Genomic DNA, 22,330 nt, shown 5'->3' on the forward strand with positions numbered 1-22,330 from the left:
GCAGAATTTCTTTTACCTGGAGAAAGCATGGATAAGAAGCACCTTGCCCTCGCGTTGTTAGTCACATTCGTATGGGGTATCAATTTTCCGATCACCAAGCTCGGACTCGACTCAGTGGACCCGTTTGTACTGACCGGTGTCCGTTTCGCACTGGCCGCCATTCCATTGGTGTTCTTCATTCGCAGACCATCGGTTCCCTTCGGCTACGTTGCGGCCTACGGGCTGATATTCGGCGTCGGCATGTGGGGGGCGATCAACTACGGTATCGCAGCGGGTGTCGCGCCCGGCATCGCCTCGCTGATTATCCAGTTGAGCGCATTTTTTACGATGTTCTGGGGCGCGTTGCTGTTTCGCGAGACCTTGCGCCCCGCGCAGTGGATCGGCGCGATCGTGGTTCTGTTTGGACTGGCTGGAATTTTCCTCGCACAGAACGGCGCCCATCAGATCTTCGGGATCGCGCTGATCGTGGTGAGCGCGATTGCATGGAGCATCGGCAACGTGATCATCAAGAAGTCCGGGGTGAAGGAGATCTTCTCTTTCATGGTCTGGGCTAGCCTGTTTCCGCCGGTCCCGTTGTTGCTTGGAACATGGTGGCTGGAAGGGGCGCATCCGTTCGTGACGAGCTGGCACAACATCGACGGTGTGGCCTTGTTCTCGCTGGCGTTCCAGGTGTACCTCGCGACGCATTTTTCGTACTGGGGCTGGAACTCGCTGATGAAGCTGTACCCGGTTTCGACGGTCGCGCCGTTGTCGCTGATGATTCCGGTCTTCGGCATTACCACTTCCATGTTCCTGATTGGGGAGCAGCTTCATCCGGTGGAGCTGGTATCGATCGTGGTGATCATCGTGGGCCTGGCTATTGGGATTTACCGGCGCAGCAGCGCGCCGGGGGTGGCGAGGCCGGCTGCCCCGTCCGCATCGAAGGCGTGACGCAGCCGTAGAAGGTTCATTGCCCGGCACGGTGCGGCAGCAAGGAGGCTGTGCGCCGTGCAGGGGCCGCAGCGCGCCATTTGATTTTTCGCAACCGTTGCGTTGTCTACCAATTTAGAACACGGCCGGCGTTATCACGTACGGCAGGATTTCTTACCCTTTCGCAGAGTGACCACATGCTTACCGACGACATTGCTGAATCGAGTCACGTAAAAGAGACGTTGAGGAAACTATCTTTGCTCTGGCGGGACCGGGCCATGGTCAATCAAGGCCCAGTGGATCACACCTCGATTGCCTTCGACCCAGAAAAGCCGGATTTCGCGGAGTCGCTTCTGCCGTTCCGCTCGCATCCACGATGGCTGGATGCGCAACCGGCACTGAAGAGTGCCGTGCTGTCGTACGCCTGGGCGATTTACAACCTGAAGACTGTGTATGTCGAGTGCGACATCGTTACGCCGGCTTGCGAGGATCTCATCAAGTCGCCGGTCGGCAACGGGCAGGCGAGATACGAGTTGCAGCAGGTGATGAGCGAAGCGTTACTCGACGAGGCGCTGCATACGAAGATGTCGGTCAGCGCATGCAACTACATTTACCAGCATCGAAAGTTGCGGCCTGTCGACTACACGGATTTCAATCTCGTGACGTGGCAGTCGCGGCTGGTCGGCCAGTGCGGTTCGGAATGGGAGCGCCGCCTCACGCGCTTTGCTATCGCCTGCGCAAGCGAGACATTGATAACAGACTATTTGCGCACACTCTCCGACGACGCGATCGTGCAGCCTTTGTGCAGAGAGGTAACGCGTGCTCATGCAATCGACGAGTGGGGACATTCCAGCGTGTTCAGCGTCGCCGCGGAGCATATCGTCGGCTCGCTGTCGAACCATGAACGATCCTACTTTGCCGGTGTGATACCGAAAACAGTCGAGATGTTTGCCGACAACGAGATGGGCGCATGGGCGGCGGTATTGACCCACCTTGACTTCCCCCACCGCGAAGAGATCGTTCACGATTCGGCAAAAATTGGCCAGGTCAAGGTGTACCAGGATTCGGTCATGACGTTGCTGGACAAGCTTGGCTTGCCCACACAGCCGGACTGGTCCGGCTAAGCACGAGCAGATTCGACCCTGGACGAAACGCGAAAAACAAAGGCACGAGAGAACCAGATGAAAGGGCCCCTTCATTTCAGATGTGAGAACGTTGTTCGAATGTCGAATTCCGTCAATGCATACTGGCTCCGCTTACTGGATGCAGAGCGTTATGACGAATGCGATTACGGCAAACACCTGTTGCTGAAGTATCCGGACGCGGCAAACCGAGTACAGCAGCGCAGCTATTCGATTGCCGGAAGACCGGATAAGGATCTCATCGAGATAGCAGTTAAACGGCACCCGGGCAATGGCGTATCGGCGTCGATCCATCAGTCGCTGACGCAAAATTCCATGCTGATCGCCGATAACATATCTGGCGTGCTGACGGGCAAATCCTTGTTGCGCTACCGTAGCGTGCTGATGGTGTGCGGTGGCGTGGGGGTGACGTTGCCCCTGGGGCTTGCTCGGGGCTTGGCGGCATTGTCGGATCAGGGTGTCGAAGTCCCCGAGGTGCATCTGATTGTATGCGTGCCGCAACTGGGCGACCTGATTTACTTCACCGAGCTATTGGCGTTACAAGCCAAGCATGCGTGGCTGTCCGTGGCAACGTTTGTCACGCGGGAGCAGGTTCGCCCGGGTATCTCGTACCTGATGTCGGGCCGGCCGGACCCGGTTGGATTCGCCGACAGGATGCCGGCACCGGAGGCGGTCGTGCTCTGCGGCAGCGGTCCGTTCGTGGCGGACTGGGAACACAAGATTCGCAGCACCTTCCCGGCCGCGGCAATCCTGGATCAGCACCGATCGGACCCGGGCGGCGTGGAGACTGTGCTATCGCGACAGATCTTGCCCGAGAAACCCTGTACCTTGCTGCTCGCGGGCAGCAACCGGGCGGTGGCCGGCTCGCGCGACGATACGCTGCTGCAAACGCTCGAGGCAAATGGCGTGGTGGTGCCCAATCAATGCCGGATGGGCATCTGTGGACGTTGCAGCGTCCGGCTTATCGAGGGTGAAGTCGAGTCGTCGTCGGAAATTGGTTTGTCGAATCGCGAACGCGAGCGGGGATACCGTCTCGCGTGTTGCAGCCGCCCGGTCGGCGAAACCGTGACGCTGGAGCTTTAAGCGCATGGGTGAGGCAGGGCAAAAAAAGACCTGCTCGCCCAAGGGAAGGCGGCAGGTCGAGAACTGACAAGTTGACTTATCGGGGGATAAGTGAGGCAAAATGTAATACAAAAGAAAGTTAAATGTAAGTATTGATCGGAGTAAATAGAATAGAAAAGTGCGCAGCGGAACCGTCCGCTGCGTGACCTACACCTCGCCTCTAGCAGAACGGAGCGGCCCTGTTCGCCCGCTTACTTGGTCGTATAGCCGCCGTTGATCAGAATCGTCTGCCCTGTGATCCACCACCCGTCGCTGACCAGATGGCGGATGAACGGCACCACATCCTCGATGTCGGTCAAACCCGTCTTGGAGAACGGCGAGAGCGCGGCTGCGGTCTTGTGATAAGCCACCGCGTCTGCGCCTTCGGCGGGATAGAAGAACGGCGTGTCCATCGGTCCGGGGCCGACCGCCGTCACGGAGATGCCGCGCGCGCCAAATTCCTTGGCCGCCGCCCGCGTGAAATGCTCGACCGGCGCCTTGGTGCCCGCATAGGCTGCGTAAAACGGTGTGAACGCGCCGAGCAGCGAGGTGACGAGCGTGACGACCTTGCCGTTGTCGTTCACGTGCTTGCCTGCCTCTTTGAGAAAGAAGAAGGCAGTCTTGGTGTTCACCGCCGTCATTTCATCGTATTCGGCTTCGCTGATCTCGGCGAACGGCTTCTTCAGCACCTTGCCCACCGTATTGATTGCGATATCGGGACGGCCAACGGCGGCGACGACATCCGAAAACAGTTTCTCGACCGCGCCGGCTGAGGTCAGGTCGGCCTGAAAGGCAACCGCCTTGGCGCCCGCCGCTTCGATCGCGGCAAGCGTCGTGTCCGCTGCGGCCTTCGAGCTCGCGCTGTTGAAGTGGATCGCAACCGCCTTGGCTCCTTGAGCGGCGAGATCCCGCGCAATGAGTCCGCCGAGATTTTTCGCCCCGCCCGCAATGATGACGGTTTTGCCTTTGATGCTGTGCTGTGCCATGTCCATCCCCAGTATTGAAGCCGCACCATGCAGCTTCTCATCCTGCTGGATGATATATTCCAGGAAAATCATTTAAACCTACTGTTTCTGACATCACTGGTCAGAGAAATCGAACAATTTAAGGGCTATCTGGACATGACGGTGAATCGGATCGGCGCCGCGCATGCATGCCGGAGTGACGGACGGTATTCCGTGCCGCAAGCTCGATACGGCATCGAGTTGCGCGCTCGCGAAGGGGAGAGTGAGCGTGGATCGTATTGACCTGTTCCGCGTTTTCGCGCGCGTTGTCGAGTGCGCGAATTTCACGCGCGCGGCGGACACACTCGGCATGCCACGCTCGTCGGTATCCGCCGCGATTCAGGAACTGGAAGGCCGGATAGGCGCGCAATTGCTGCATCGGACCACGCGCAAGGTGTCGCCGACCCAGGACGGCGCCGCGCTCTATGAGCGCTGCCTGCGCCTGATTGCCGATGTCGAGGAGACCGAGAATCTGTTCCGCCAGACGTCGGTTGGACCGAGCGGCGTGCTGCACGTCAACGTGCCGGGCCGCATAGGCCGGCTGATCGTCGCGCCCGCCCTGCCGGCATTCCTCGCGGCCTATCCGAAGATCGACATTACCCTCGGCATGACCGATCGCGCGATCGACCTCATCGAAGAGCGCGTCGACTGCGTGCTACGCGTCGGTAAGCTGCAAGATTCCGGCATGATCGCGCGTCCCATTGGCGATCTGCGACTGATCAACGTTGCCAGTCCGCTCTATTTGTCAAATCACGGTACGCCTCGCACTCCCGGCGACATGGCAAGCCATCAGGTCGTTCGGTATGCGTCGCCGTCGAGCGGCCGGGTTGCCCCCTGGGAATGGCTCGACGGCGAGATCGTCAGGACGGTGACGACGCAAGGCCGCGTGACCGTCAACAGCGCCGAGGGGTATATCTCATGCTGCCTTGCGGGACTTGGCTTGATCCAGATTCCTGCCTACGACGTGGAGCGGCATCTGCGCGCCGGCGAACTGATCGAGGTGATGCCGGAGTACCGGGCTGCGCCGATGCCGATGACCTTGCTCTATCCGCATCGGCAGCATCTGTCGCGCAGGGTTCAGGTGTTCGCCGACTGGCTCGATGCGCTGCTGAAAGGGCAACTCGTCTGCGATTCGCGCGGACGTGAGTGAGCGCGCTCGCTTGTAGCCGATACAACACGCGGGCCGAATCTGACAGGCAGTTGGCGTCCGCAGGCGAATACCGCGGGTTACCTTGAGGGACGATGCGCGCTCGTCGATGGCGCGGCGCGCGTATGGCGGCGGCGCGCATTGCGAAGGCGCGTACTGCGACGCGACACAAAAAAGGGGATCAAGATTGCGGACGTTGAGACTACCGGCGTTCTCAGTCAGAGGGGGGCTGGGTTCCAGCGCGGCGACATGGGTGCTGTTGCAGCAGGTGCTGTTGCGTGGCCTCGTGGCCGTGAAGTTTCTCATGATCGGCCGGATTCTCGGACCGGAGGCGATCGGCAGCGTGAGTGTCGCATTGTTCGCGGTCGCGATTGGCGAAGCGCTCTCGGACACCGGGTTGTCGCAGGCGGTCATTCAGGGGCAGGTTGCGCCGACGCGCGATGAACTCGGCTCCGTCTGGACCACGCTCGCCACCCGCGGCGTATTGATCGGCGCAGCGCTCGTCGCGCTTGCGCCATTAATGAACAGTCAGTTTCATCTGGGTGGCGCGCTGCTGTTGTTGCAGCTTGCCGCGCTCCTGCCGCTATTGCGCGGCATCGCGTCGCCGTCGTATTACGTCGTGCAGCGCGAGCGGCGCTTTCAGCATGTGGCGTGTATCGAGGTATCGGCGGCATTGCTTGATTGCTGCACCGGCCTCGCGTTAGCCGTCACCGGCGCGGGCGCATGTTCGTTGCTGATCGGGATGATAGTCGGCGAATCGCTGAAGACCACGCTGACGTGGGCCACGATGAAACCGCGTCCGCCGATCCGCCTGCGCTGGTCGGGCATCGGTCATTACATCAACTTCAGCCGTTGGATCTGGGCGGGTAGCGTCGTCAATCTGATGCTCAACCAGTTCGACAAGGTGATGGTCGGCAAACTGCTGGGACCGGCGCAACTGGGCGCGTATCAGATGTCGTCGCGGCTCGCGCAGATGCTGCTCGCCGATGCGGCGATCGCGATGTCGCAGTACCTGTTCCCAACTTTCGCCGCGCGTCATCGCACCGATCCGCAAGCCTCTGCGCGCCTTTTCAGGCGCTATATCGGTGTGATCGCGCTGGGTCTTGCGGTGATCGTTGTCGTGCTGCGGCTCGCCGCGCCAATGCTGTTCTCGCTGGTCCTCGGACCGGCGTGGCTGCCCGCAGTGCCGCTCTTCAGGATCTTCGTGATCAACATGGCAATTGGTGCGTTGATCGCGGTGCTCGTGTCGTATCTGCGCGCGGTCGGCGATGCGAAGGCGACGACCCAGGCGTCGGCGATCGACGTCGTCGTGCTGCTTGTGTGCGTGCCGCCGGCGACGCACTTCTGGGGTGTGACGGGCATCGCATGGGCGATGACGCTGGGCCTGAGCTCCGCCGCGGCGTGGATGGCCTACCGGACGACGAGGGTCCTATGACGCGGACTCTTCAACAGTGGGAGGGATGGAAATGACGCCAAGCCTCAACGACCTGCCTTTCAACAGGTACCAGTCCAATGTCCACTCACAGAATGGCGAGGACGGCGTAATCGCAGAAATACACAAACGCTTGAATGTAAGCGCCGGCGAAGACAACTGGTGCGTGGAGTTTGGTGCGTGGGACGGGATACATCTGAGCAATACGTTCCATCTGGTGGAGCGAGGATGGAACGCCGTTTATATTGAGGGTGACGGCACAAGATACCAGGACCTCCTGAACACTGTTGCGAGGTACCCAAAGATAGTACCGGTACACGCATTTGTGGCGCGATTTTCAACCGATGAGTTTTCGCTCGATTCCATTCTCGGAAAAACCGCGATCCCGGCTAATTTCACATTGCTCTCGATCGACATAGACTCCTACGACTGCGACGTATGGGAGTCCTTGAAAAACTACACACCGAAAATAGTCATTATTGAAATAAACTCGAGCGTGCCGCCAGGAATAGTGTGGAGGCACAGTGAAAAGACCAAGGGAAACACGTTTTCCGCCACTTGCAATGTGGCGGAGAAGAAAGGCTATACGCTGGTTTGCCATACAGGAAACCTGATCTTTGTCAGAAACGATCTGGTGGAAAAATTGAATATAGATCAGCGCTATATCGACTATCCTGAACTGCTGTTCCAGTTCGATGGCATATGGGTGCCGAGCAATATGTTTCCTGAGCCACGAGCGATATCCGTAATAAAGGAATTCGCCGTAAAGCTAACCCCCAAACCGCTTTTGCCGATTGTGAAAAGAACTTATAAGGCAATTTTTGGAGCGGCTCCTTGACTCATCGCGCGGCCCACCCCTCATGACGCCGCGCCGTCCCCCTGGTTCTTGTGCTGCGCCGCCATCCTCTCCTGCTGGGCAGGCGGCACCGGATCGTAGTGACTGAGCTGGATGCTGTAGTTACCGTGCCCGCCCGCCATGGCGTTCAGACGCGACTGATAGTCATTGAGCTCGGACAACGGCACCTGCCCCGCAATGATCACGGCGTTACCGGCGGCCGTGCGCGTGCCGTGAACCTGCCCGCGCTTGGCGGACAGGTCGCCGATGATGTCGCCCATCGCGGCTTCCGGCGTCATTACCTCGATGTCGACGATGGGTTCGAGCAGGATGGGCCGGGCTTTCAGCACCGCATCGATGAAGGCCTTGCGCCCGGCGGAGACGAATGCGACTTCCTTTGAGTCGACCGAATGGCTCTTGCCGTCGAAGACGATGACCCGCACGTCCTGCATCGGGAAGCCGGCCAGTGGCCCGCTCTCGATGACCTGCAGAATGCCCTTTTCCACCGCGGGCATGAACTGGCCCGGAATGGCGCCGCCCTTGACGGCGTCGACAAACTCGAAGCCCGTGCCGCGCGGCAGTGGCTCCACGCGCAACATGACTTCGCCAAATTGCCCGGCGCCGCCGGTTTGCTTCTTGTGACGATGATGTCCCTCGGCCTTGGCGCCGATGGTTTCCCGATAGGCGATCTTCGGCGGTCGCGTCACGACCTCGAGCTTGTACTGCTCGGACAATCGCTCCAGCATGATGCGCAGGTGCAGCTCGCCCAGGCCTCGTACCACCGTCTCGTTGGTGCCGACCGGGTGTTCGATGCGCAGGCACGGGTCTTCCGCGCTCAGCTTTTGCAGAATCTCCCACAGACGCTGCTCGTTACCCCGGCGCGCAGGCTCGATTGCCAGACCGTAGATGGGCGTGGGAAAGTCGAGCGGGGTCAGGTGGATGTCGCCGTCCTCGGGGGCATCGTGCAGCACGGCATCGAAGCCGATCTCGTCGACCTTGGCCGTGGCGCAGATATCGCCTGGACCGGCTTGCGGGACATCCACGTGCTCCTTGCCCTGCAGCATCATCAGATGGGCGACTCTGAACGGCTGGCGTCCATCGCCGATATAGAGCTGGCTATCGCGCCTGATCGTGCCCTGATGAATGCGAAACACGGCCATCTTGCCGATGTAAGGGTCCATGACGATCTTGAAGGCATGGGCCAATACATGCTTGTCGGGGACCGGCTCGGCGCGCATGACTTCGTGGCGGCCGTCGGCATCGCGGTAGAAGAGCGGCGGGTTGCCTTCCTTAGGATTGGGCAGGAGCCGGACGAACACGTCGAGCAATTCCCCGACTCCAGCGCCGTTGGCCGCCGACGTGAAGCAGATCGGCACCAGATGACCTTCGCGCAGCGCCTGCTCGAACGGTTCGTGCAACTGCTCCGGGCTGATGGCCTCGCCTTGCTCCAGGTAAAGCTCCATCAGGGCGGGATCGATCTCGACCACCTGATCGACCAGCGCATCGTGTGCGGCCGCGACAGAGCGGAAATCGGCATCGCCGGCAGGGTTGAAAAAGCAGTCCACCACCTGGCGGCCGCGCTGCGCCGGCAGGTTGATGGGCAGGCAGTTCATACCGAAGGTCTCCTGAATTTGTGTCAGCAGCCCCGGGAGGTCCACCTTTTCGCCATCGATACCGTTCACGATGATCATTCTGCAGAGCTTGCGTTGTTCCGCCCACGCCATCATGCGGCGAGTGGTCATTTCGATGCCGGCCTGCGCGTTGACGACGATGGCGGCGGTCTCGACCGCGGGCAGGGCACTGATCGACAGCCCGGAAAAGTCCGGATAGCCGGGCGTATCCAGCAGAAAAATGCGCGTATCCCGGTGGTGCAAGTGGACCACGGCCGAGTTCAGCGAGTGATGGTATTTGCGCTCGAGCGGGTCGAAATCGCAGACCGTGGTGCCTCGTTCAACGCTGCCGGCAGCGTGGAGCGCGCCTGCCTCGTGCAGCAAGGCTTCGACGAGAGATGTCTTGCCGCACCCGGCATGTCCAACCAGGGCGACGGTCCGTATCGAATCGGGGCTGTAATGCATGGCCGCCCTCGTCCAGTAGTGGATCTGGGGCCATTATTGGCGAAAACGGACTCGTGTGCCATACGGGGTAACCGTCCGCTTGGTCGTCACCTTACGTCCGCGCGGTGGCGGCGCTGTCGCCAGCATGTTTTTCACACGCGAGCGAAAGCGAACTATTCTTAAAGGGTCTTGCGCAACAATCTCCAGTTTTTTTCCCGAGGAGGTGCGTCATGTCAATGTCTGCCACTCTCCAGGACTGCCTGCGCAGCAAGGGCTCCCGGTATGAAATCGTGCAGCATCCGCACAGTCATTCCAGCGTCGAAACCGCGGCGGCCGCGCATATTCCCGGCGATCGCCTCGCCAAGACAGTGCTGTTTGAAGACGAGCATGGCTACGTGGCGGCTGTGCTGCCGTCGACTTACGCCGTGCGGCTGTCCGAGCTTTGGGCAAAGACCGGGCGCCACCTGCTGCTGGCCAAAGAGGCCGATCTGCGGGAACTGTTCAAGGATTGCGACCTGGGCGCGCTGCCACCGGTATGTACGGCCTACGGCATGCAAACCTATCTCGACGAGAGCCTCGCTCAGCACCCCGACGTGTATTTCGAAGCCGGGGATCATGAAGAGCTGATTCACATGGGCACGGATCAATTCCTCGATCTGATGGACCGGGCCGAGCGGGCGCGCTTTGCGCGTCGCATGCACGGTACGCCAAGTTGAGCGGCGCTGGTGTGATGCGGGAAGGCTTGCGCAGTGCGGCATAAAGGGCGCTGCGCAAGCCGGCCTTTGACCGTGGCAGGTAAGGTGCCCGCGATCGCATCCAGGAACAGCCTGATCTGACCGCAGGCCCGCGTAGGGACATGAGTGCGCGCAAGATTCTCTCGGGCGTGGCGATGGCCTTGTCATTCGTGGGATGCCGGGCTGTGGACGCGAGTTCATGTTCTGCGACGTTCTCCGAGGTCGATGTCAAAAACGGCCTCAAGGTACAGGTCGACTGCGGCCTTTCCGTCCAAGCCCTCAAGCGCATGACCACCAGATTGAGCGGCGCGGTGAAGGGCGCCCAACTCTCCCGTGAGCAGATCGTCTCGCTCGCGAGAGCGGCCAACATCATATTGAGTGCCGTGCAGGCGCAATCGGGCGGCATCGCGCGCAAGACCGATGCCGCGTTCATCAACATAGAACCGCTAATCGAACAGCTTATCGGCCAAATCAGGGCGCGCTCCGACGCAGATGTGGTTGCCGAAGCCCGGGAATGGGCCGAACGTTACGAGGATTTGTTGCGCCGGTCGTCGATCGCACGGAGTGCCGATCCTCTTGAACCGCAGATATATGAAGCGCTCGAGCGCGTCGATCTGGGCGAGGCATCAAAACTGCTGACAAGGCTGCTTGCTGAAAGCCAAGGTGCCGTGCCGGTGTACGCGGCGCGTTGTTATGAGGCCGGCGAAATCGAGTTGCTGCGCTTTGCTCCGCAAAATGCGTTGCCTTACCTGGAAAAGGCCAACGCATTGCAACCGGAAGACAACAGTATCGCAACGGCGTTCTCCGACACTTTGCAAGCGCAACACGAGTTCGAACGCGCGGAACCGATTTACCAAACGCTGCTGTCGCGCTATCAGGTACTTGCGCAGCAGAAGCCCGCCGTCTACCAACCCCAGATCGCGCGCATCCAGCAGAAACTTGGCAACCTCTACATCGAGCTGCAACGACCAGAGAAGGCGGAAGTTGCCTATCTGCGGGCGCTGGAGATCTATTGGGCACTGGCCCGACAGGATCCTGCGGCCTACGGGCCCGCCGTGGCGGAAACTTTTGACAACCTCGGCGTTCTGTATCGCGATACGCAGCGTCTGCGGGAGGCCGCGGATGCCTACCGCGAAGCGCTGGATATCGATCGTGCATTGGCGTATCGCGACCCCATCACCTACAAGCCCGATATCGCGACGACGCTCAATGACCTCGGCATCCTGTACGACGCTACACAGCGTACGAGCGATGCCCGGAAGGCGTATCGCGAGGCGCTGGAAATCCAGCGGGTTCTCGTGCGCGGTAACCCCGCGGCCTATCGCCCGGCACTCGCGCGTACGCTCAACAATCTTGGGAACCTCTATAGCGCGATGCAGCAATACCCGCAAGCAGAGCATGCCTATGAGGAAGCGCTGACGATCCGGCAGCAGCTTGCCCGGGAGAGTCCGGCGCTCTATCGTCCCGACGTGGCGCGTACGCTCACTAACCTCGGCGCGCTCTATCGCGCCATGCAACGGCCGAAGGAGGCGGAGCGGGCCTACCAGGATGCCTTGCTAAGCTATCGCGCGCTCGCGCGAGAAAATCCTGCGGCCTATCAGCCGGATGAAGCACGAACACTGAACAATCTAGGTGTCCTTTTCAGTCACACCGGGCGCCCACGCGAGGCGGAAGAGGCTTACCGGAACGCACTGGATCTTTATCAGACGCTGTCGCGAGCCAATCCCGTGGCCTACCGTCAGGATGAGGCTCGGACACTCGGCAACCTGGGTACGCTTCTCAGTCAGGTCCAGCGTCCGCGCGAGGCCGAGCAGGCGAGACGTGAAGCCGCCCGTCTTCTCGACACCACGCAAACGCCGTAGACCGCACGGCAAGCTGCCTTTGCGTCAGGTGCGTTGCCGGGATGGCGCCTCGCGCCAGATCAGCAGCACCGCGCCGCTCGCTTTCACACACTGCGATCTGCTGTTGTCTTCCGGCACGAATCATCAGCGCTGAACGAGACGCGTACAAGGGCGTTTCGTGTACTAGAATCGGCTACTACAGTGCCGCGTTTCGCTGGCAGTATCGGGTCAGCATGACGTGCGGGATTCATGTTGGAGGAATGCCATGCCGACTTACCAGTACCGTTGCGAGAAGTGCGGTGAGATATTCGAACACACGGAACATCTCGCTGAACATCAAACCGCTCATCCGAATTGTCCGAAGTGTGGCAGCGAGAAGGTTCAGCACACACCCACACCGTTTGTCGCGAAAACGTCAAGAAAGAGCTGACATCGACTTGCTGACGATGCGTCCTTGTTGCTGCGGATGGGTGAGCAACCGTGCACGGGGATTTCCTCGTTTTCGCGGTGATGGACGGTGGTCCACGAACCTGATGGCCTGGTGAGCTCGTCAGCGTAACTTCAGACAAAACGCTCTGCTGTCCAAACGACAACATGAGGCGCGTGATGGGACACCCTCATCGTTACCTTTTCAGAAGACATATCGATTTCTCCGGGTGCAAGCGTACTTGTCGCCGGAACGGCGGATTCGCCCTGCGAACGTCTTTTTTGTGTCCTACGCTATAAGCGCGACCCGCACGGCATCCGGTGTTTGTTTCGCATGCTGCGATGTGCGGGAAGCCTCTGAATTCGCCGCTGAGACCGCGGCGCTGACACTTTGGCGGACCCGCCCCATGGAGGATGAAGATGTCGATTCGATTAGGAGAAGAAGCCCCGGATTTCACGGCCGAAACCACCGAAGGGACGATCCGTTTTCACGAATGGATCGGGGACCATTGGGTGATCCTGTTTTCGCATCCGAAGGATTTCACACCCGTTTGCACAACCGAGCTTGGATATATGGCCGGCCTCAAGCCGGAATTCGACAAGCGCAATACCAGGATTATCGGCCTCAGCGTCGATCCCGTCAGCGATCACCAGAAGTGGGTGATGGACATCGAAGAAACGCAGGGACACGCGATCAACTATCCGCTGATCGGTGACCCGGACCTGACTGTCGCCAAGCTCTACGACATGATTCACCCGAACGCGAGCGGTGGCCCGCGCACCGCGGCGGACAACGCGACGGTGCGCTCAGTGTTTCTGATCGGGCCGGACAAGAAGGTCAAAGCCATGCTCGTGTATCCGATGAGCGCGGGCCGCAATTTCGACGAGGTGTTGCGTCTGCTCGATTCGCTGCAGCTAAACGCGAAGCACACGGTGGCGACGCCCGTGAACTGGAAGCCGGGCGAAGACGTCATCATTCCGACCTCCGTCTCGAACGATGACGCGATGCGGAAGTATCCGGAGGGTTTCAAGACCGTGAAGCCTTACCTGCGGTACGTGGCGCAACCGAGGTGATGCTCTCGTTGAGTGACGCGGCAGGCGCAGGGTAGTGCGGTGCCCGGAGCTCGAGGTGACTCCGGGCGCATGCGCGCGCCCGGCTCTCCGAACTCGCACGAGCCACTTCGAGTGCCGGCAGGACGGTTTGGCGAAGCTTTTTGTACCGCTATACTCAAACGCTCGTAAACGTAGGCGGCGGAGCAAAATTGTGTTGATCTTCCGGCAGCTATTCGACCAGCAATCATCTACCTACACGTATCTTCTTGCCGATAGCGCAACGGCAGAGGCTGTGCTGATCGATCCGGTATTTGAACAGGTACGCCGGGATACTGCACTGATCGATGAGCTCGGCTTACACCTGCTTTATACGATCGACACCCACGTCCACGCCGATCATGTCACCGGCGCGTGGATGCTGAAGCGCCGCACGGGCAGCCGGATTGCGATCTCGGCTGCAAGCGGCGCCGAAGGCGCGGACCGCTATCTGAGCCATGGCGACCGGTGCGGGTTCGGGGCGCGGTACCTGGAGGTGCGCGCGACACCCGGTCACACGAATGGATGCATCAGCCTCGTGCTCGACGACGAGACCATGGCGTTCACCGGCGATTGCCTGCTGATCAGGGGCACTGGCCGGACCGACTTCCAGCACGGCGATTCGCGCGCGATGTTCCGGGCGGTCCACGAGCAGATTTTCAGTTTGTCCGGCACATGCCTGCTTTACCCGGCTCACGATTACCGCGGCTTGACGGTGACGAGCGTAGGCGAGGAGCAGCGCTTCAATCCGCGCCTTGGCGGTGAGCTTAGCGAAGACGATTTCGCCGGCTACATGACGAACCTGCGCCTGTCCCATCCGAAGCAGATCGACGTGGCGGTGCCGGCGAACCTGAAGTGCGGCGTCGCCACCAGCGACCCCACGCAGATGGCCGAGCCCGATTGGGCGCCGCTGACATACACCTTTGCGGGCATCTGGGAAATCAACGCGCAATGGCTCGAGGAAAATCTCCGCTCGATCCAGATCGTCGACGTGCGCGAGCCTGACGAGTTCGACGGACCGCTTGGGCGCATTCCGGAGGCCAGACTCATTTCGCTCGGCGAACTGGCGAAGCGCGTCGGCGAACTCACGCACGAACGCCCGATCGTGACGGTCTGCCGGGCCGGCGGACGTTCGGCGCAAGCCACGGTCATCCTGCGGCAGTCGGGATTCGAGGCCGTCGCCAACCTCGCCGGCGGCATGCTGCGCTGGCGTTCTGAAGGCCGCGTCGTCGAAAACGGCGGCATTTAACGGCCTCATCGGCTGACGATGAGCCGTCAGCCCGCCACCTTCCTCACCCATGTGCCCCTCAATATTTCTTGAGAGCGGCCGTAAACACCTAGGTAGATTAACCAATTCCATGGTGACGCTGGAACTGGATGGCCGGCAACCGCGCCACATCCCGTGCGGCCGTTGCTACCGAATCCGGCGTGTCTGACGCGGATCAGCGGCAAGCGCAGGGTAGCCAGGCCGATCGTCGGTTCAGTCAGTCACAGCAAACAAGGATCTCATCGTGCCGTTTCTGAAGAACATGAGGGTGGTGACGCAGCTCGTTTCAGGCTTTGCGGTGGTCATCCTCCTGCTGGTTGGGCTGGGTGTGTTTGCGCTCTACGAGGTCAGCGCCGAAAACGATCATGTCACCGCGCTGCGCGATAAGTGGTCTGCCAGCGTCAGCAGCAGTCTGCGGATGCAAAACGCGCTGAACCAGATCCGTCTTTCCGAATTCCGGATGGCCTCCACCGACAAGGTTGCCGAGGCACAGGCGGTGGATTCGAGGATGGCGCCGCGCATCGAGGCGTTCCAGCGCGCGAGTGCGGAATACGAAAAGCTCATCTCCGAGCCGGAGGAGAAGACGGCGTTTGCGGACATCCAGGTCCTGATGCCGCAGTACATGGATCTGGATCAGCAGGTTCGGACGCAGGCGAAGGCGGGCAACCCGCAACAAGCCATGAGCATCCTGACAGGGCAGTCCGGGACCGTTCGCGATGCGGTGGCGAAAGACATCGACAAGATCGTCGCCATCAACGAGCAAGGTGCGGCCCGGGAAGGGAAAGTGGCCGCCGAGGCTTATCACGGTGCGGTTGCGCTGGTGATCGGCTTGATCGTCGCGGCCGCGGCAGTGGCGCTGGCCGTCGCGCTCTTCATTGCCCGTGGCTTCGCGAGGCAGCTCGGCGGCGAACCTCGGGAAGCCGCGGCCATGGCCAGTGCGATCGCGGCCGGCAATTTGCGGGTGACGGTGCCGTTGAAAACCGGCGACACCACCAGCCTGATGTATTCGCTCGCCACCATGAAAGAGCAGTTGACGGCCATCGTACGCGGCATCAAAAGCTCGAGCGAATCCATCTCGATCGCCGCAGGCGAGATTGCGCAAGGCAACACCGATTTGTCGCAGCGAACCGAAGAACAGGCGGCTTCGCTGGAGGAGACCGCATCGAGCATGGAGCAACTGACCAGCGCGGTGCGCCAGAATGCCGACAACGCCAAACAGGCAAGCCAACTGGCCGGCACAGGCTCGAGCGTCGCGCAACGTGGCGGCGCGGAGATTGGTCGCGTCGTCACGACCATGCAGGAGATTGCCGAAAGCTCGGCGCGGGTCGCCGAGATCATCAGTGTGATTGAGGGCATCGCTTTCCAGACCAATATCCTGGCGCTCAACGCGGCGGTCGAGGCCGCTCGCGCGGGCGAGCAGGGACGCGGGTTCGCCGTCGTGGCAGGCGAGGTCCGCACGCTCGCGCAGCGAAGCGCGACCGCCGCCAAGGAAATCAAGGACCTGATTACCGAATCGGTGACCCGGATCGATAACGGCTCGAAACTGGTTGAAAACGCAGGCCGCACGATGGACGAGATCGTGACCTCTGCCGGGCGCACGACCGGCATCATGAACGAACTCGCCGCAGCCTCGGAGGAGCAGAGTACCGGCATCGGGCAGGTCAATACGGCCATTACCCAGATGGATGAGGTCACGCAGCAAAACGCCGCGCTCGTCGAGCAGGCATCGGCCGCGGCACAGGCGCTGGCGCAGCAGGCACAGGCTCTGCGCGATGCGGTGTCGGTCTTCAGCGTCGATAGGTGATGCCCGGCCAGCCGCAAGCCGGCACGGCTAGCGGACTGGAATAATATTTTTCTCGACCTAATTACGGCAGAAAAATATATTGGACGTCTTACCGGGGCTCCAGCACTATTCGGACAATCCCGGCGCACGCCCTGAAGGAAGTCCCCTTGCGGGACACCGTTCGCGCTATCGTCGCGAGCCATTCCAATTCAACGACCCCAATACCTGAGGATTCAGATGCCTGACTATCGATCGCGCACTTCGACTCATGGCCGCAACATGGCCGGCGCCCGCGCCTTGTGGCGCGCCACCGGAATGAAGGACGGCGATTTCGGCAAGCCCATTATTGCGGTGGTGAACTCGTTCACCCAGTTCGTGCCGGGCCACGTGCATCTGCGCGATCTCGGCGCGCTGGTCGCGAAGGAAATCGAAGCGGCCGGCGGCGTGGCCAAGGAGTTCAACACCATCGCGGTCGACGACGGCATCGCCATGGGCCACGGCGGCATGCTGTATTCGCTGCCCTCGCGCGAGCTGATTGCCGACTCGGTGGAATACATGGTCAACGCGCATTGTGCCGACGCCATGGTCTGCATCTCCAATTGCGACAAGATCACCCCGGGCATGCTGATGGCGGCCATGCGTCTGAACATCCCGGTCGTGTTCGTCTCCGGCGGTCCGATGGAAGCGGGCAAGGTCAAATCGCCGACGGACGGCCAGGTGATCGCCAAGATCGACCTGATCGACGCCATGATCAAGGCGGGCGACTCGAGGGTCAGCGACGCGGAAGTGGCGGAAATCGAACGCAGCGCCTGCCCGACGTGCGGTTCCTGTTCGGGCATGTTCACCGCGAACTCGATGAATTGCCTGACCGAGGCAATCGGCCTGGCGTTGCCGGGCAACGGCACGATCGTCGCCACGCACGCATGGCGCAAGGGCCTGTTCGAACAGGCGGGCCGTCTGGTGGTGGACCTGTGCCGCCGCTACTATCAGGAGGACGATACTTCTGTCCTGCCGCGCAGCATCGCCAGCAAACAGGCATTCGAGAACGCCATGGCGCTCGACGTGGCCATGGGCGGATCGACCAATACCGTGCTGCACCTGCTGGCAGCCGCGCAGGAAGGTGGCGTCAATTTCACGATGTCCGATATCGATCGCATCTCGCGCAAAGTGCCGTGCCTGTGCAAAGTGGCGCCCGCCACCGACAAATACCATATCGAGGACGTGCATCGCGCCGGCGGCATTCCCGGCATTCTTGGCGAGCTGGCCCGCGCGGAACTGCTGGACCTGTCGTGCGGCAACGTGCATAGCGGCACGCTGGGCAACGCGATCGCCAGGTGGGACGTTGCCGGTGGCGCGGGCGAAGAAGCGCAGAAACTCTTCCGCGCGGCCCCGGGCGGCATTCCGACCACCGTCGCATTCAGCCAGGAAGCGACGTACGCCGCGCTGGATACCGACCGCAAGAGCGGCTGTATCCGCAGCAAGCAGAATGCCTATTCGAAAGACGGCGGCCTCGCCGTGCTCTACGGCAACCTCGCGGAGAATGGCTGCATCGTCAAGACCGCGGGTGTCGACGAATCGCAATGGATTTTCTCCGGGCGCGCGCGCGTCTTCGAGAGCCAGGACGAAGCCGTCGAAGCCATTCTGGGCGACAAGGTGGTGGCGGGCGACGTCGTCGTGATCCGTTACGAAGGCCCCAAGGGCGGCCCCGGCATGCAGGAAATGCTCTACCCCACGTCGTATCTGAAGTCCAAGGGCCTGGGCAAGTCCTGCGCGTTGTTTACCGATGGCCGTTTCTCCGGCGGTTCGTCGGGGCTGGTGATCGGGCATGCGTCGCCGGAAGCGGCGGAAGGCGGCACGATCGGTCTCGTGGAAGAGGGCGATGTGATCGAGATCGACATCCCGAATCGCAAGATGCACCTCGCGGTGCCGGACGCGGAACTGGCGCGCCGTCGCGAAGCCATGGAGGCACGCGGCGACAAGGCCTGGATGCCGGCCAATCGTCAACGTGTGGTGTCGCAGGCGTTGCAGGCCTATGCGGCGCTGGCAACCTCGGCCGACCGTGGCGCGGTACGGGACATCTCGCAACTCAAGCGCAAGTAAGCAATCCCGGCGCACCTTCGTTGGGTTGGCGAGAAGCGGGCGGTGAGTGGACCGCCCGGTTTTGGGAAGCGGCGTGATCTCGCCGCTTCTTACCTGCCCGCGCTGCGGCATTTGGGCGATCGGAGACAGGAGGCGGCGCTCCAAGGCGCCATAATCCAAACGAGTTCATGACGACGCAGGATGCGATGTCATGAAGGCTCGTCTGGCCGCCTACCTCGGCAGTCCAGTCTGATGTTGAACAACTGGAACCGTTGAATCAAAGTGGATGATTCAGATCCGCCGCGAGTTGTGACGCGATGCTATCCGCCCCTTCGGTGAGGGAACCCTTGATGTCGGTTGCGGCAACATTCTGTTTTGCATAGTTGAATGTTTTCCGATAAATCGCATTGCCGGCATCCAACGGGTCGGTCTCATTCGGTTTCTTTCTGTATTGCAACAACCCGCTGGCTTTCGGATACATCACCGCGTTAGCGGTGATGTAGAGATTGCCCGACTGCAACTGATAGCCGACGTCGACAAACAGGACCGCGCTTGCCGAAGAGTTGTCATAGTCGATTCGTTTCTGCGTGCTGGAATTGACTGTCTCGACATCGAGCGGCGCACTGAATTTGAGGTCGTGGAGGGGGGCGACCGCATCGTTGGTTGCCTGCTTCATTACGGCGCGGAAGTCGTAATCGTGCAATTGATCGAGCATCGGGGCCGCGGTTTTTTCCGCGGATGAGCGACGCGCGGCGTCAATACCCGCCGCGACCAGTGCGCCCAGCAGGCCGGTCGCGCCTGGGTTGGTCGGCGTCACAGTCACCATCAAGCTATTTTGCGGAATAAACAGCGTGCCGTTGACACTGGTGAGGTCTTGCTGCTCCTGCTTTGTCAGGGACATCGGGGGCGTCGTTGCACATCCCGCCAATGCGGCCGAGCACAGAAATAGAGAAAGTTTTTTTAGATTCATCGGTGGATCCGTCTTGAAACAGAGATTGTTTTTCTAAAAGCACGTTTGCTGATTTCTTTCTGCATTCAGCGACCGCAACCGTGATCAAGCATAACCTCGACGGCTCCGCGTCAGAACCAGACGTGCTCGCTTGATAGGCCGATAAAATGCAACTTCTTTAACGGCAATTTTTCGATCAACTTTAATGTTCGATGATCGGTCCACGATATTGTCGAATACGTTTTACAGGATCCGGCCGTATCTGGCGGATACAACGGTTGTTCAAAACCGAGGTGGTTTTTGCCCGATTACGACTTGCTTGCGGAGTTGTTTCCACTGCCGAACGGGTTATTTCCCGGTCTATTCGTACTCGCGGGCGCGGTACGGGACATCTCGCCACTCAAGTGCAAGTAACAGATCCCGGCGCACCCTCGTTGAGTTGGCGAGACGCGGGCGGTTAGTGGGCCGCCCGGTGTTGGGAGGCGGCGTGATCTCGCCGCTTCTTACCTACCCGCGCTGTGGCGTTTGGGCGATCGGGGACAGGGGGGCGCGGCGATTCATGGAGCAATTGGCCGCCAGGCAGCACGTGCCTATCAGCAAGGCGGCCAGGACCGCAATCACAAGTTGATAGGTCAGAATGGTGGTCAGTGCATGGGTATAAGCAAGCCACACCAGCCAACCTAGCGGCCCGAGCGCCGCGCCGAATGCCACTACACAGAGCAAGCCGAGGACGACTTTCATGGCAACTCCCTCTCAGGGATTTCAAACGGATATTCCACGGTGGATTATCCGACAGAACGCGCTATGTCGCCGGTCGTTTGCTTACGCTTCATCACGAGGGCGCGTCAAGCCCATCATCGGGGCATTGACTCGCCTGGCTGCACCTGGCCGCTAGCGATATTGTGGCGGGGGCCTGTGCCATAAGCCCCATGTCTGCGCCTGGCCAATCCGTTGGATATCGCGCCTGGAGGGCGCCTCATAGACTGGTTTCGTCCCGGGTGGTCCGGGGTGCATCGGGTTGCATCCCGCCCGATGCCTCACGTATGTCGACTGAGGCCCCTATCATGTCAGAAATCAAACTCTTCGAATCGGAAAACAAGTATTACAGCTCGCAAACCGAAGTAGGCGACCGTAGAATCCTGCGCCGTTATGGCTGGTGCGTGGCGGCCAGCGTGCTGTGGACGAAGAACGCGCTCGACCCTGCTGTCGCACCTAAGGACTCCGATCCGGACAAGCTGCGCACAGGCATCTTGCAAGTGAAGTACCGCTGGGACACGGGAACCGAACGAGACGCGACGCTGAACCTCGTGCAACTGGCAGACCTGCAGGGTGCTCAGGTGGGAAACCAGGTGTCGCTCACGGCATTGTTCGGCATCGTCTTCGCCACGCCCGGCGTCTACCTGATCGCCAACGACACGCACGTGATGGCCGTGGACACCCGCGCCGGCCGGCTGCACTTCTACGACATCGAGGAAGGTCTGTTCCAGTATGCCAGCACGGCTGAACTGGAGCAGGGCGTACGCGCACGCTATCACGATGCGCGGTGGGATATTTACACCGTCGCGCGTCATTGAGCCGCCGGAAAACCCTCGTCACTATTCAGGCCCAGTAACGACGCAAGAGATCTGCCTCGGCGTGATCAATTGCGTCCGATCTGGGAACCAGGGAGACGCCGTAATAAGTGTTTCCTATCGTGCAAGAACGATCCCGTCTTTGTCTGAACTTCAGCGGAGATATACCGTTGTATCCGTGTTTCATCGGCTGCCGCGTCTACGCGTTCCCGACCTGCGTGAGCCGCTCCCTTACAACCCGGAACGAAGTTCAACCATGTACAAAGCCATCAGGAAAAACCCTTCGGCAGCTCAAGCTGCCGACACGATTCTTACCGCGTTGCGCGCCATTCCCGTCTCCGCGCTCAGCGACAACATGCATCGCAACATCGGCACAGTGGGGCTTCATCCTTATCAACGGCCCAGCAAGCAGACCATGGCGGGCACCGCGGTCACCGTGCGCTCGCGAGGCGGCGATAACCTCACTTATCTGCGTGCGCTGGAGTTTTGTCGTCCCGGCGATGTGCTTGTCGTGGACGCGGGCGGCGATCTCAACAACGCGGTGGTCGGCGGCATTCTGTCGTTCTATGCCGCCCATGTGGGCGTGGTCGGTCTGGTGGTCGACGGCGCAATCCGCGACGTCGCGGAAATCCGCGAGCGGGATTTTCCCGTTTACGCGCGTGGTGTCACGCATCGCGGTCCGTATAAGGATGGTCCGGGCGAGATCAATGTGCCGGTTTCCGTCGGCGGCATGGTGGTGAATCCGGGCGATATCGTCGTCGGCGATCAGGATGGCCTGCTGGCCATTCCGCAGGAGGATGCCGCGTACGTCATCGAAAAAGCGCTAGCCGTGCTGGAGGCAGAGGCCGAAACCATGCGGGCGATGAAGGAAGGCCGCTGGGACCGCGCATTCATCGATGCGCTCGAAGCGCGCTGCAATAACTAAGCAATGCCTGGAGAGTCGGGCAAGGGGGGGGGGGGGAGGGGG

At 60.7% G+C, this 22,330-nt stretch carries 20 protein-coding genes; 16 read left to right on the plus strand and 4 right to left on the minus strand.

Annotation, left to right across the window (positions count from 1 at the left end):
* The first annotated feature begins 27 nt into the window (after window positions 1-27).
* The 3 genes from AC1ECK_RS34495 (at window position 28) to AC1ECK_RS34505 (ending at window position 3,134) form a co-directional block, all read left to right on the plus strand.
* A complete protein-coding gene (locus AC1ECK_RS34495; RefSeq protein WP_480327439.1) occupies window positions 28-930 on the plus strand; it encodes an EamA family transporter in 903 nt (300 codons plus the stop codon).
* Between the two features lie 176 nt (window positions 931-1,106).
* Window positions 1,107-2,033: a diiron oxygenase gene (locus AC1ECK_RS34500; protein ID WP_480327479.1), complete on the plus strand. Its 927-nt coding sequence runs from the start codon at window positions 1,107-1,109 to the stop codon at window positions 2,031-2,033.
* Window positions 2,034-2,132: 99 nt separating this feature from the next.
* Complete coding sequence (locus tag AC1ECK_RS34505) at window positions 2,133-3,134, plus strand: 2Fe-2S iron-sulfur cluster-binding protein (protein ID WP_480327441.1); 1,002 nt, start codon at window positions 2,133-2,135, stop codon at window positions 3,132-3,134.
* A 230-nt stretch (window positions 3,135-3,364) separates the two neighbouring features.
* On the opposite strand, the gene AC1ECK_RS34510 is transcribed toward AC1ECK_RS34505, so the two are convergent.
* On the minus strand, window positions 3,365-4,138 hold the full coding sequence (locus tag AC1ECK_RS34510) for an SDR family oxidoreductase (protein WP_480327443.1): 774 nt from the start codon (window positions 4,136-4,138) through the stop codon (window positions 3,365-3,367).
* A 27-nt stretch (window positions 4,139-4,165) separates the two neighbouring features.
* Here AC1ECK_RS34510 and AC1ECK_RS34515 point away from each other — a divergent pair, with 27 nt between their 5' ends.
* The 4 genes from AC1ECK_RS34515 to AC1ECK_RS34530 all read left to right on the plus strand — a co-directional run bounded on the left by AC1ECK_RS34515 (window position 4,166) and on the right by AC1ECK_RS34530 (window position 7,573).
* Window positions 4,166-4,399 (plus strand): hypothetical protein, encoded by a 234-nt coding sequence (locus tag AC1ECK_RS34515; RefSeq protein ID WP_480327445.1) that lies wholly within the window; start codon window positions 4,166-4,168, stop codon window positions 4,397-4,399.
* Window positions 4,386-5,306 carry a LysR family transcriptional regulator gene (locus tag AC1ECK_RS34520; RefSeq protein WP_480327447.1) on the plus strand — a complete coding sequence of 307 codons (921 nt, stop codon included), beginning with the start codon at window positions 4,386-4,388 and terminating at the stop codon, window positions 5,304-5,306. Before AC1ECK_RS34515 ends, AC1ECK_RS34520 begins: the two co-directional genes overlap by 14 nt.
* Before the next feature lie 184 nt (window positions 5,307-5,490).
* Complete coding sequence (locus AC1ECK_RS34525) at window positions 5,491-6,738, plus strand: oligosaccharide flippase family protein (RefSeq protein WP_480327449.1); 1,248 nt, start codon at window positions 5,491-5,493, stop codon at window positions 6,736-6,738.
* Between the two features lie 31 nt (window positions 6,739-6,769).
* The gene (locus AC1ECK_RS34530) at window positions 6,770-7,573 is read left to right on the plus strand and encodes a hypothetical protein (RefSeq protein WP_480327451.1); all 804 of its coding nucleotides are present in this window, start codon (window positions 6,770-6,772) and stop codon (window positions 7,571-7,573) included.
* A 20-nt stretch (window positions 7,574-7,593) separates the two neighbouring features.
* Here the strand turns inward: AC1ECK_RS34530 and fusA are convergent, their stop codons facing one another.
* Window positions 7,594-9,645 carry an elongation factor G gene (fusA, locus tag AC1ECK_RS34535; RefSeq protein ID WP_480327453.1) on the minus strand — a complete coding sequence of 684 codons (2,052 nt, stop codon included), beginning with the start codon at window positions 9,643-9,645 and terminating at the stop codon, window positions 7,594-7,596.
* A 209-nt stretch (window positions 9,646-9,854) separates the two neighbouring features.
* On the opposite strand from fusA, the gene AC1ECK_RS34540 reads away from it, so the two are divergent.
* The 7 genes from AC1ECK_RS34540 to ilvD all read left to right on the plus strand — a co-directional run bounded on the left by AC1ECK_RS34540 (window position 9,855) and on the right by ilvD (window position 18,864).
* Complete coding sequence (locus AC1ECK_RS34540; protein WP_480327455.1) at window positions 9,855-10,340, plus strand: aminoacyl-tRNA deacylase; 486 nt, start codon at window positions 9,855-9,857, stop codon at window positions 10,338-10,340.
* 140 nt (window positions 10,341-10,480) lie between these two features.
* Entirely contained in the window at window positions 10,481-12,220 is a 1,740-nt protein-coding gene (locus AC1ECK_RS34545) for a tetratricopeptide repeat protein (RefSeq protein WP_480327457.1), read from the plus strand.
* 244 nt (window positions 12,221-12,464) lie between these two features.
* Window positions 12,465-12,629: an FmdB family zinc ribbon protein gene (locus tag AC1ECK_RS34550; RefSeq protein ID WP_480327459.1), complete on the plus strand. Its 165-nt coding sequence runs from the start codon at window positions 12,465-12,467 to the stop codon at window positions 12,627-12,629.
* Window positions 12,630-13,045: 416 nt separating this feature from the next.
* On the plus strand, window positions 13,046-13,699 hold the full coding sequence (locus AC1ECK_RS34555) for a peroxiredoxin (protein ID WP_480327461.1): 654 nt from the start codon (window positions 13,046-13,048) through the stop codon (window positions 13,697-13,699).
* A 193-nt stretch (window positions 13,700-13,892) separates the two neighbouring features.
* Window positions 13,893-14,963 carry a rhodanese-like domain-containing protein gene (locus tag AC1ECK_RS34560; RefSeq protein WP_480327481.1) on the plus strand — a complete coding sequence of 357 codons (1,071 nt, stop codon included), beginning with the start codon at window positions 13,893-13,895 and terminating at the stop codon, window positions 14,961-14,963.
* A 262-nt stretch (window positions 14,964-15,225) separates the two neighbouring features.
* Window positions 15,226-16,785 (plus strand): methyl-accepting chemotaxis protein, encoded by a 1,560-nt coding sequence (locus AC1ECK_RS34565; RefSeq protein ID WP_480327463.1) that lies wholly within the window; start codon window positions 15,226-15,228, stop codon window positions 16,783-16,785.
* A 216-nt stretch (window positions 16,786-17,001) separates the two neighbouring features.
* Entirely contained in the window at window positions 17,002-18,864 is a 1,863-nt protein-coding gene (ilvD, locus tag AC1ECK_RS34570) for a dihydroxy-acid dehydratase (protein WP_480327465.1), read from the plus strand.
* Window positions 18,865-19,120: 256 nt separating this feature from the next.
* Here the strand turns inward: ilvD and AC1ECK_RS34575 are convergent, their stop codons facing one another.
* Both AC1ECK_RS34575 and AC1ECK_RS34580 read right to left on the minus strand, forming a co-directional pair.
* A complete protein-coding gene (locus AC1ECK_RS34575; protein WP_480327467.1) occupies window positions 19,121-19,813 on the minus strand; it encodes a hypothetical protein in 693 nt (230 codons plus the stop codon).
* Window positions 19,814-20,299: 486 nt separating this feature from the next.
* Window positions 20,300-20,533: a hypothetical protein gene (locus AC1ECK_RS34580; protein WP_480327469.1), complete on the minus strand. Its 234-nt coding sequence runs from the start codon at window positions 20,531-20,533 to the stop codon at window positions 20,300-20,302.
* A 323-nt stretch (window positions 20,534-20,856) separates the two neighbouring features.
* Between AC1ECK_RS34580 and AC1ECK_RS34585 the strand changes: the two genes are divergently transcribed.
* Together AC1ECK_RS34585 and AC1ECK_RS34590 are read left to right on the plus strand one after the other, a co-directional pair.
* Complete coding sequence (locus AC1ECK_RS34585) at window positions 20,857-21,366, plus strand: hypothetical protein (RefSeq protein ID WP_480327471.1); 510 nt, start codon at window positions 20,857-20,859, stop codon at window positions 21,364-21,366.
* A gap of 253 nt (window positions 21,367-21,619) precedes the next feature.
* Window positions 21,620-22,288 (plus strand): RraA family protein, encoded by a 669-nt coding sequence (locus tag AC1ECK_RS34590; RefSeq protein ID WP_480327473.1) that lies wholly within the window; start codon window positions 21,620-21,622, stop codon window positions 22,286-22,288.
* Window positions 22,289-22,330: the final 42 nt, after the last annotated feature.

It is taken from the genome of Paraburkholderia sp. SSBN10T, assembly GCF_056619545.1.

Bases quoted from the DNA above. Each gene is read 5' to 3' on its own strand.
- AC1ECK_RS34585 (WP_480327471.1), top strand. From the start codon at position 20,857: ATGTCAGAAATCAAACTCTTCGAATCGGAAAACAAGTATTACAGCTCG.
- AC1ECK_RS34590 (WP_480327473.1), top strand. From the start codon at position 21,620: ATGTACAAAGCCATCAGGAAAAACCCTTCGGCAGCTCAAGCTGCCGAC.
- AC1ECK_RS34515 (WP_480327445.1), top strand. From the start codon at position 4,166: ATGCAGCTTCTCATCCTGCTGGATGATATATTCCAGGAAAATCATTTA.
- AC1ECK_RS34545 (WP_480327457.1), top strand. From the start codon at position 10,481: ATGAGTGCGCGCAAGATTCTCTCGGGCGTGGCGATGGCCTTGTCATTC.
- AC1ECK_RS34540 (WP_480327455.1), top strand. From the start codon at position 9,855: ATGTCAATGTCTGCCACTCTCCAGGACTGCCTGCGCAGCAAGGGCTCC.
- AC1ECK_RS34550 (WP_480327459.1), top strand. From the start codon at position 12,465: ATGCCGACTTACCAGTACCGTTGCGAGAAGTGCGGTGAGATATTCGAA.
- AC1ECK_RS34555 (WP_480327461.1), top strand. From the start codon at position 13,046: ATGTCGATTCGATTAGGAGAAGAAGCCCCGGATTTCACGGCCGAAACC.
- AC1ECK_RS34495 (WP_480327439.1), top strand. From the start codon at position 28: ATGGATAAGAAGCACCTTGCCCTCGCGTTGTTAGTCACATTCGTATGG.
- AC1ECK_RS34500 (WP_480327479.1), top strand. From the start codon at position 1,107: ATGCTTACCGACGACATTGCTGAATCGAGTCACGTAAAAGAGACGTTG.
- AC1ECK_RS34575 (WP_480327467.1), bottom strand. From the start codon at position 19,813: ATGAATCTAAAAAAACTTTCTCTATTTCTGTGCTCGGCCGCATTGGCG.
- AC1ECK_RS34580 (WP_480327469.1), bottom strand. From the start codon at position 20,533: ATGAAAGTCGTCCTCGGCTTGCTCTGTGTAGTGGCATTCGGCGCGGCG.
- AC1ECK_RS34530 (WP_480327451.1), top strand. From the start codon at position 6,770: ATGACGCCAAGCCTCAACGACCTGCCTTTCAACAGGTACCAGTCCAAT.
- ilvD (WP_480327465.1), top strand. From the start codon at position 17,002: ATGCCTGACTATCGATCGCGCACTTCGACTCATGGCCGCAACATGGCC.
- fusA (WP_480327453.1), bottom strand. From the start codon at position 9,645: ATGCATTACAGCCCCGATTCGATACGGACCGTCGCCCTGGTTGGACAT.
- AC1ECK_RS34505 (WP_480327441.1), top strand. From the start codon at position 2,133: ATGTCGAATTCCGTCAATGCATACTGGCTCCGCTTACTGGATGCAGAG.
- AC1ECK_RS34510 (WP_480327443.1), bottom strand. From the start codon at position 4,138: ATGGCACAGCACAGCATCAAAGGCAAAACCGTCATCATTGCGGGCGGG.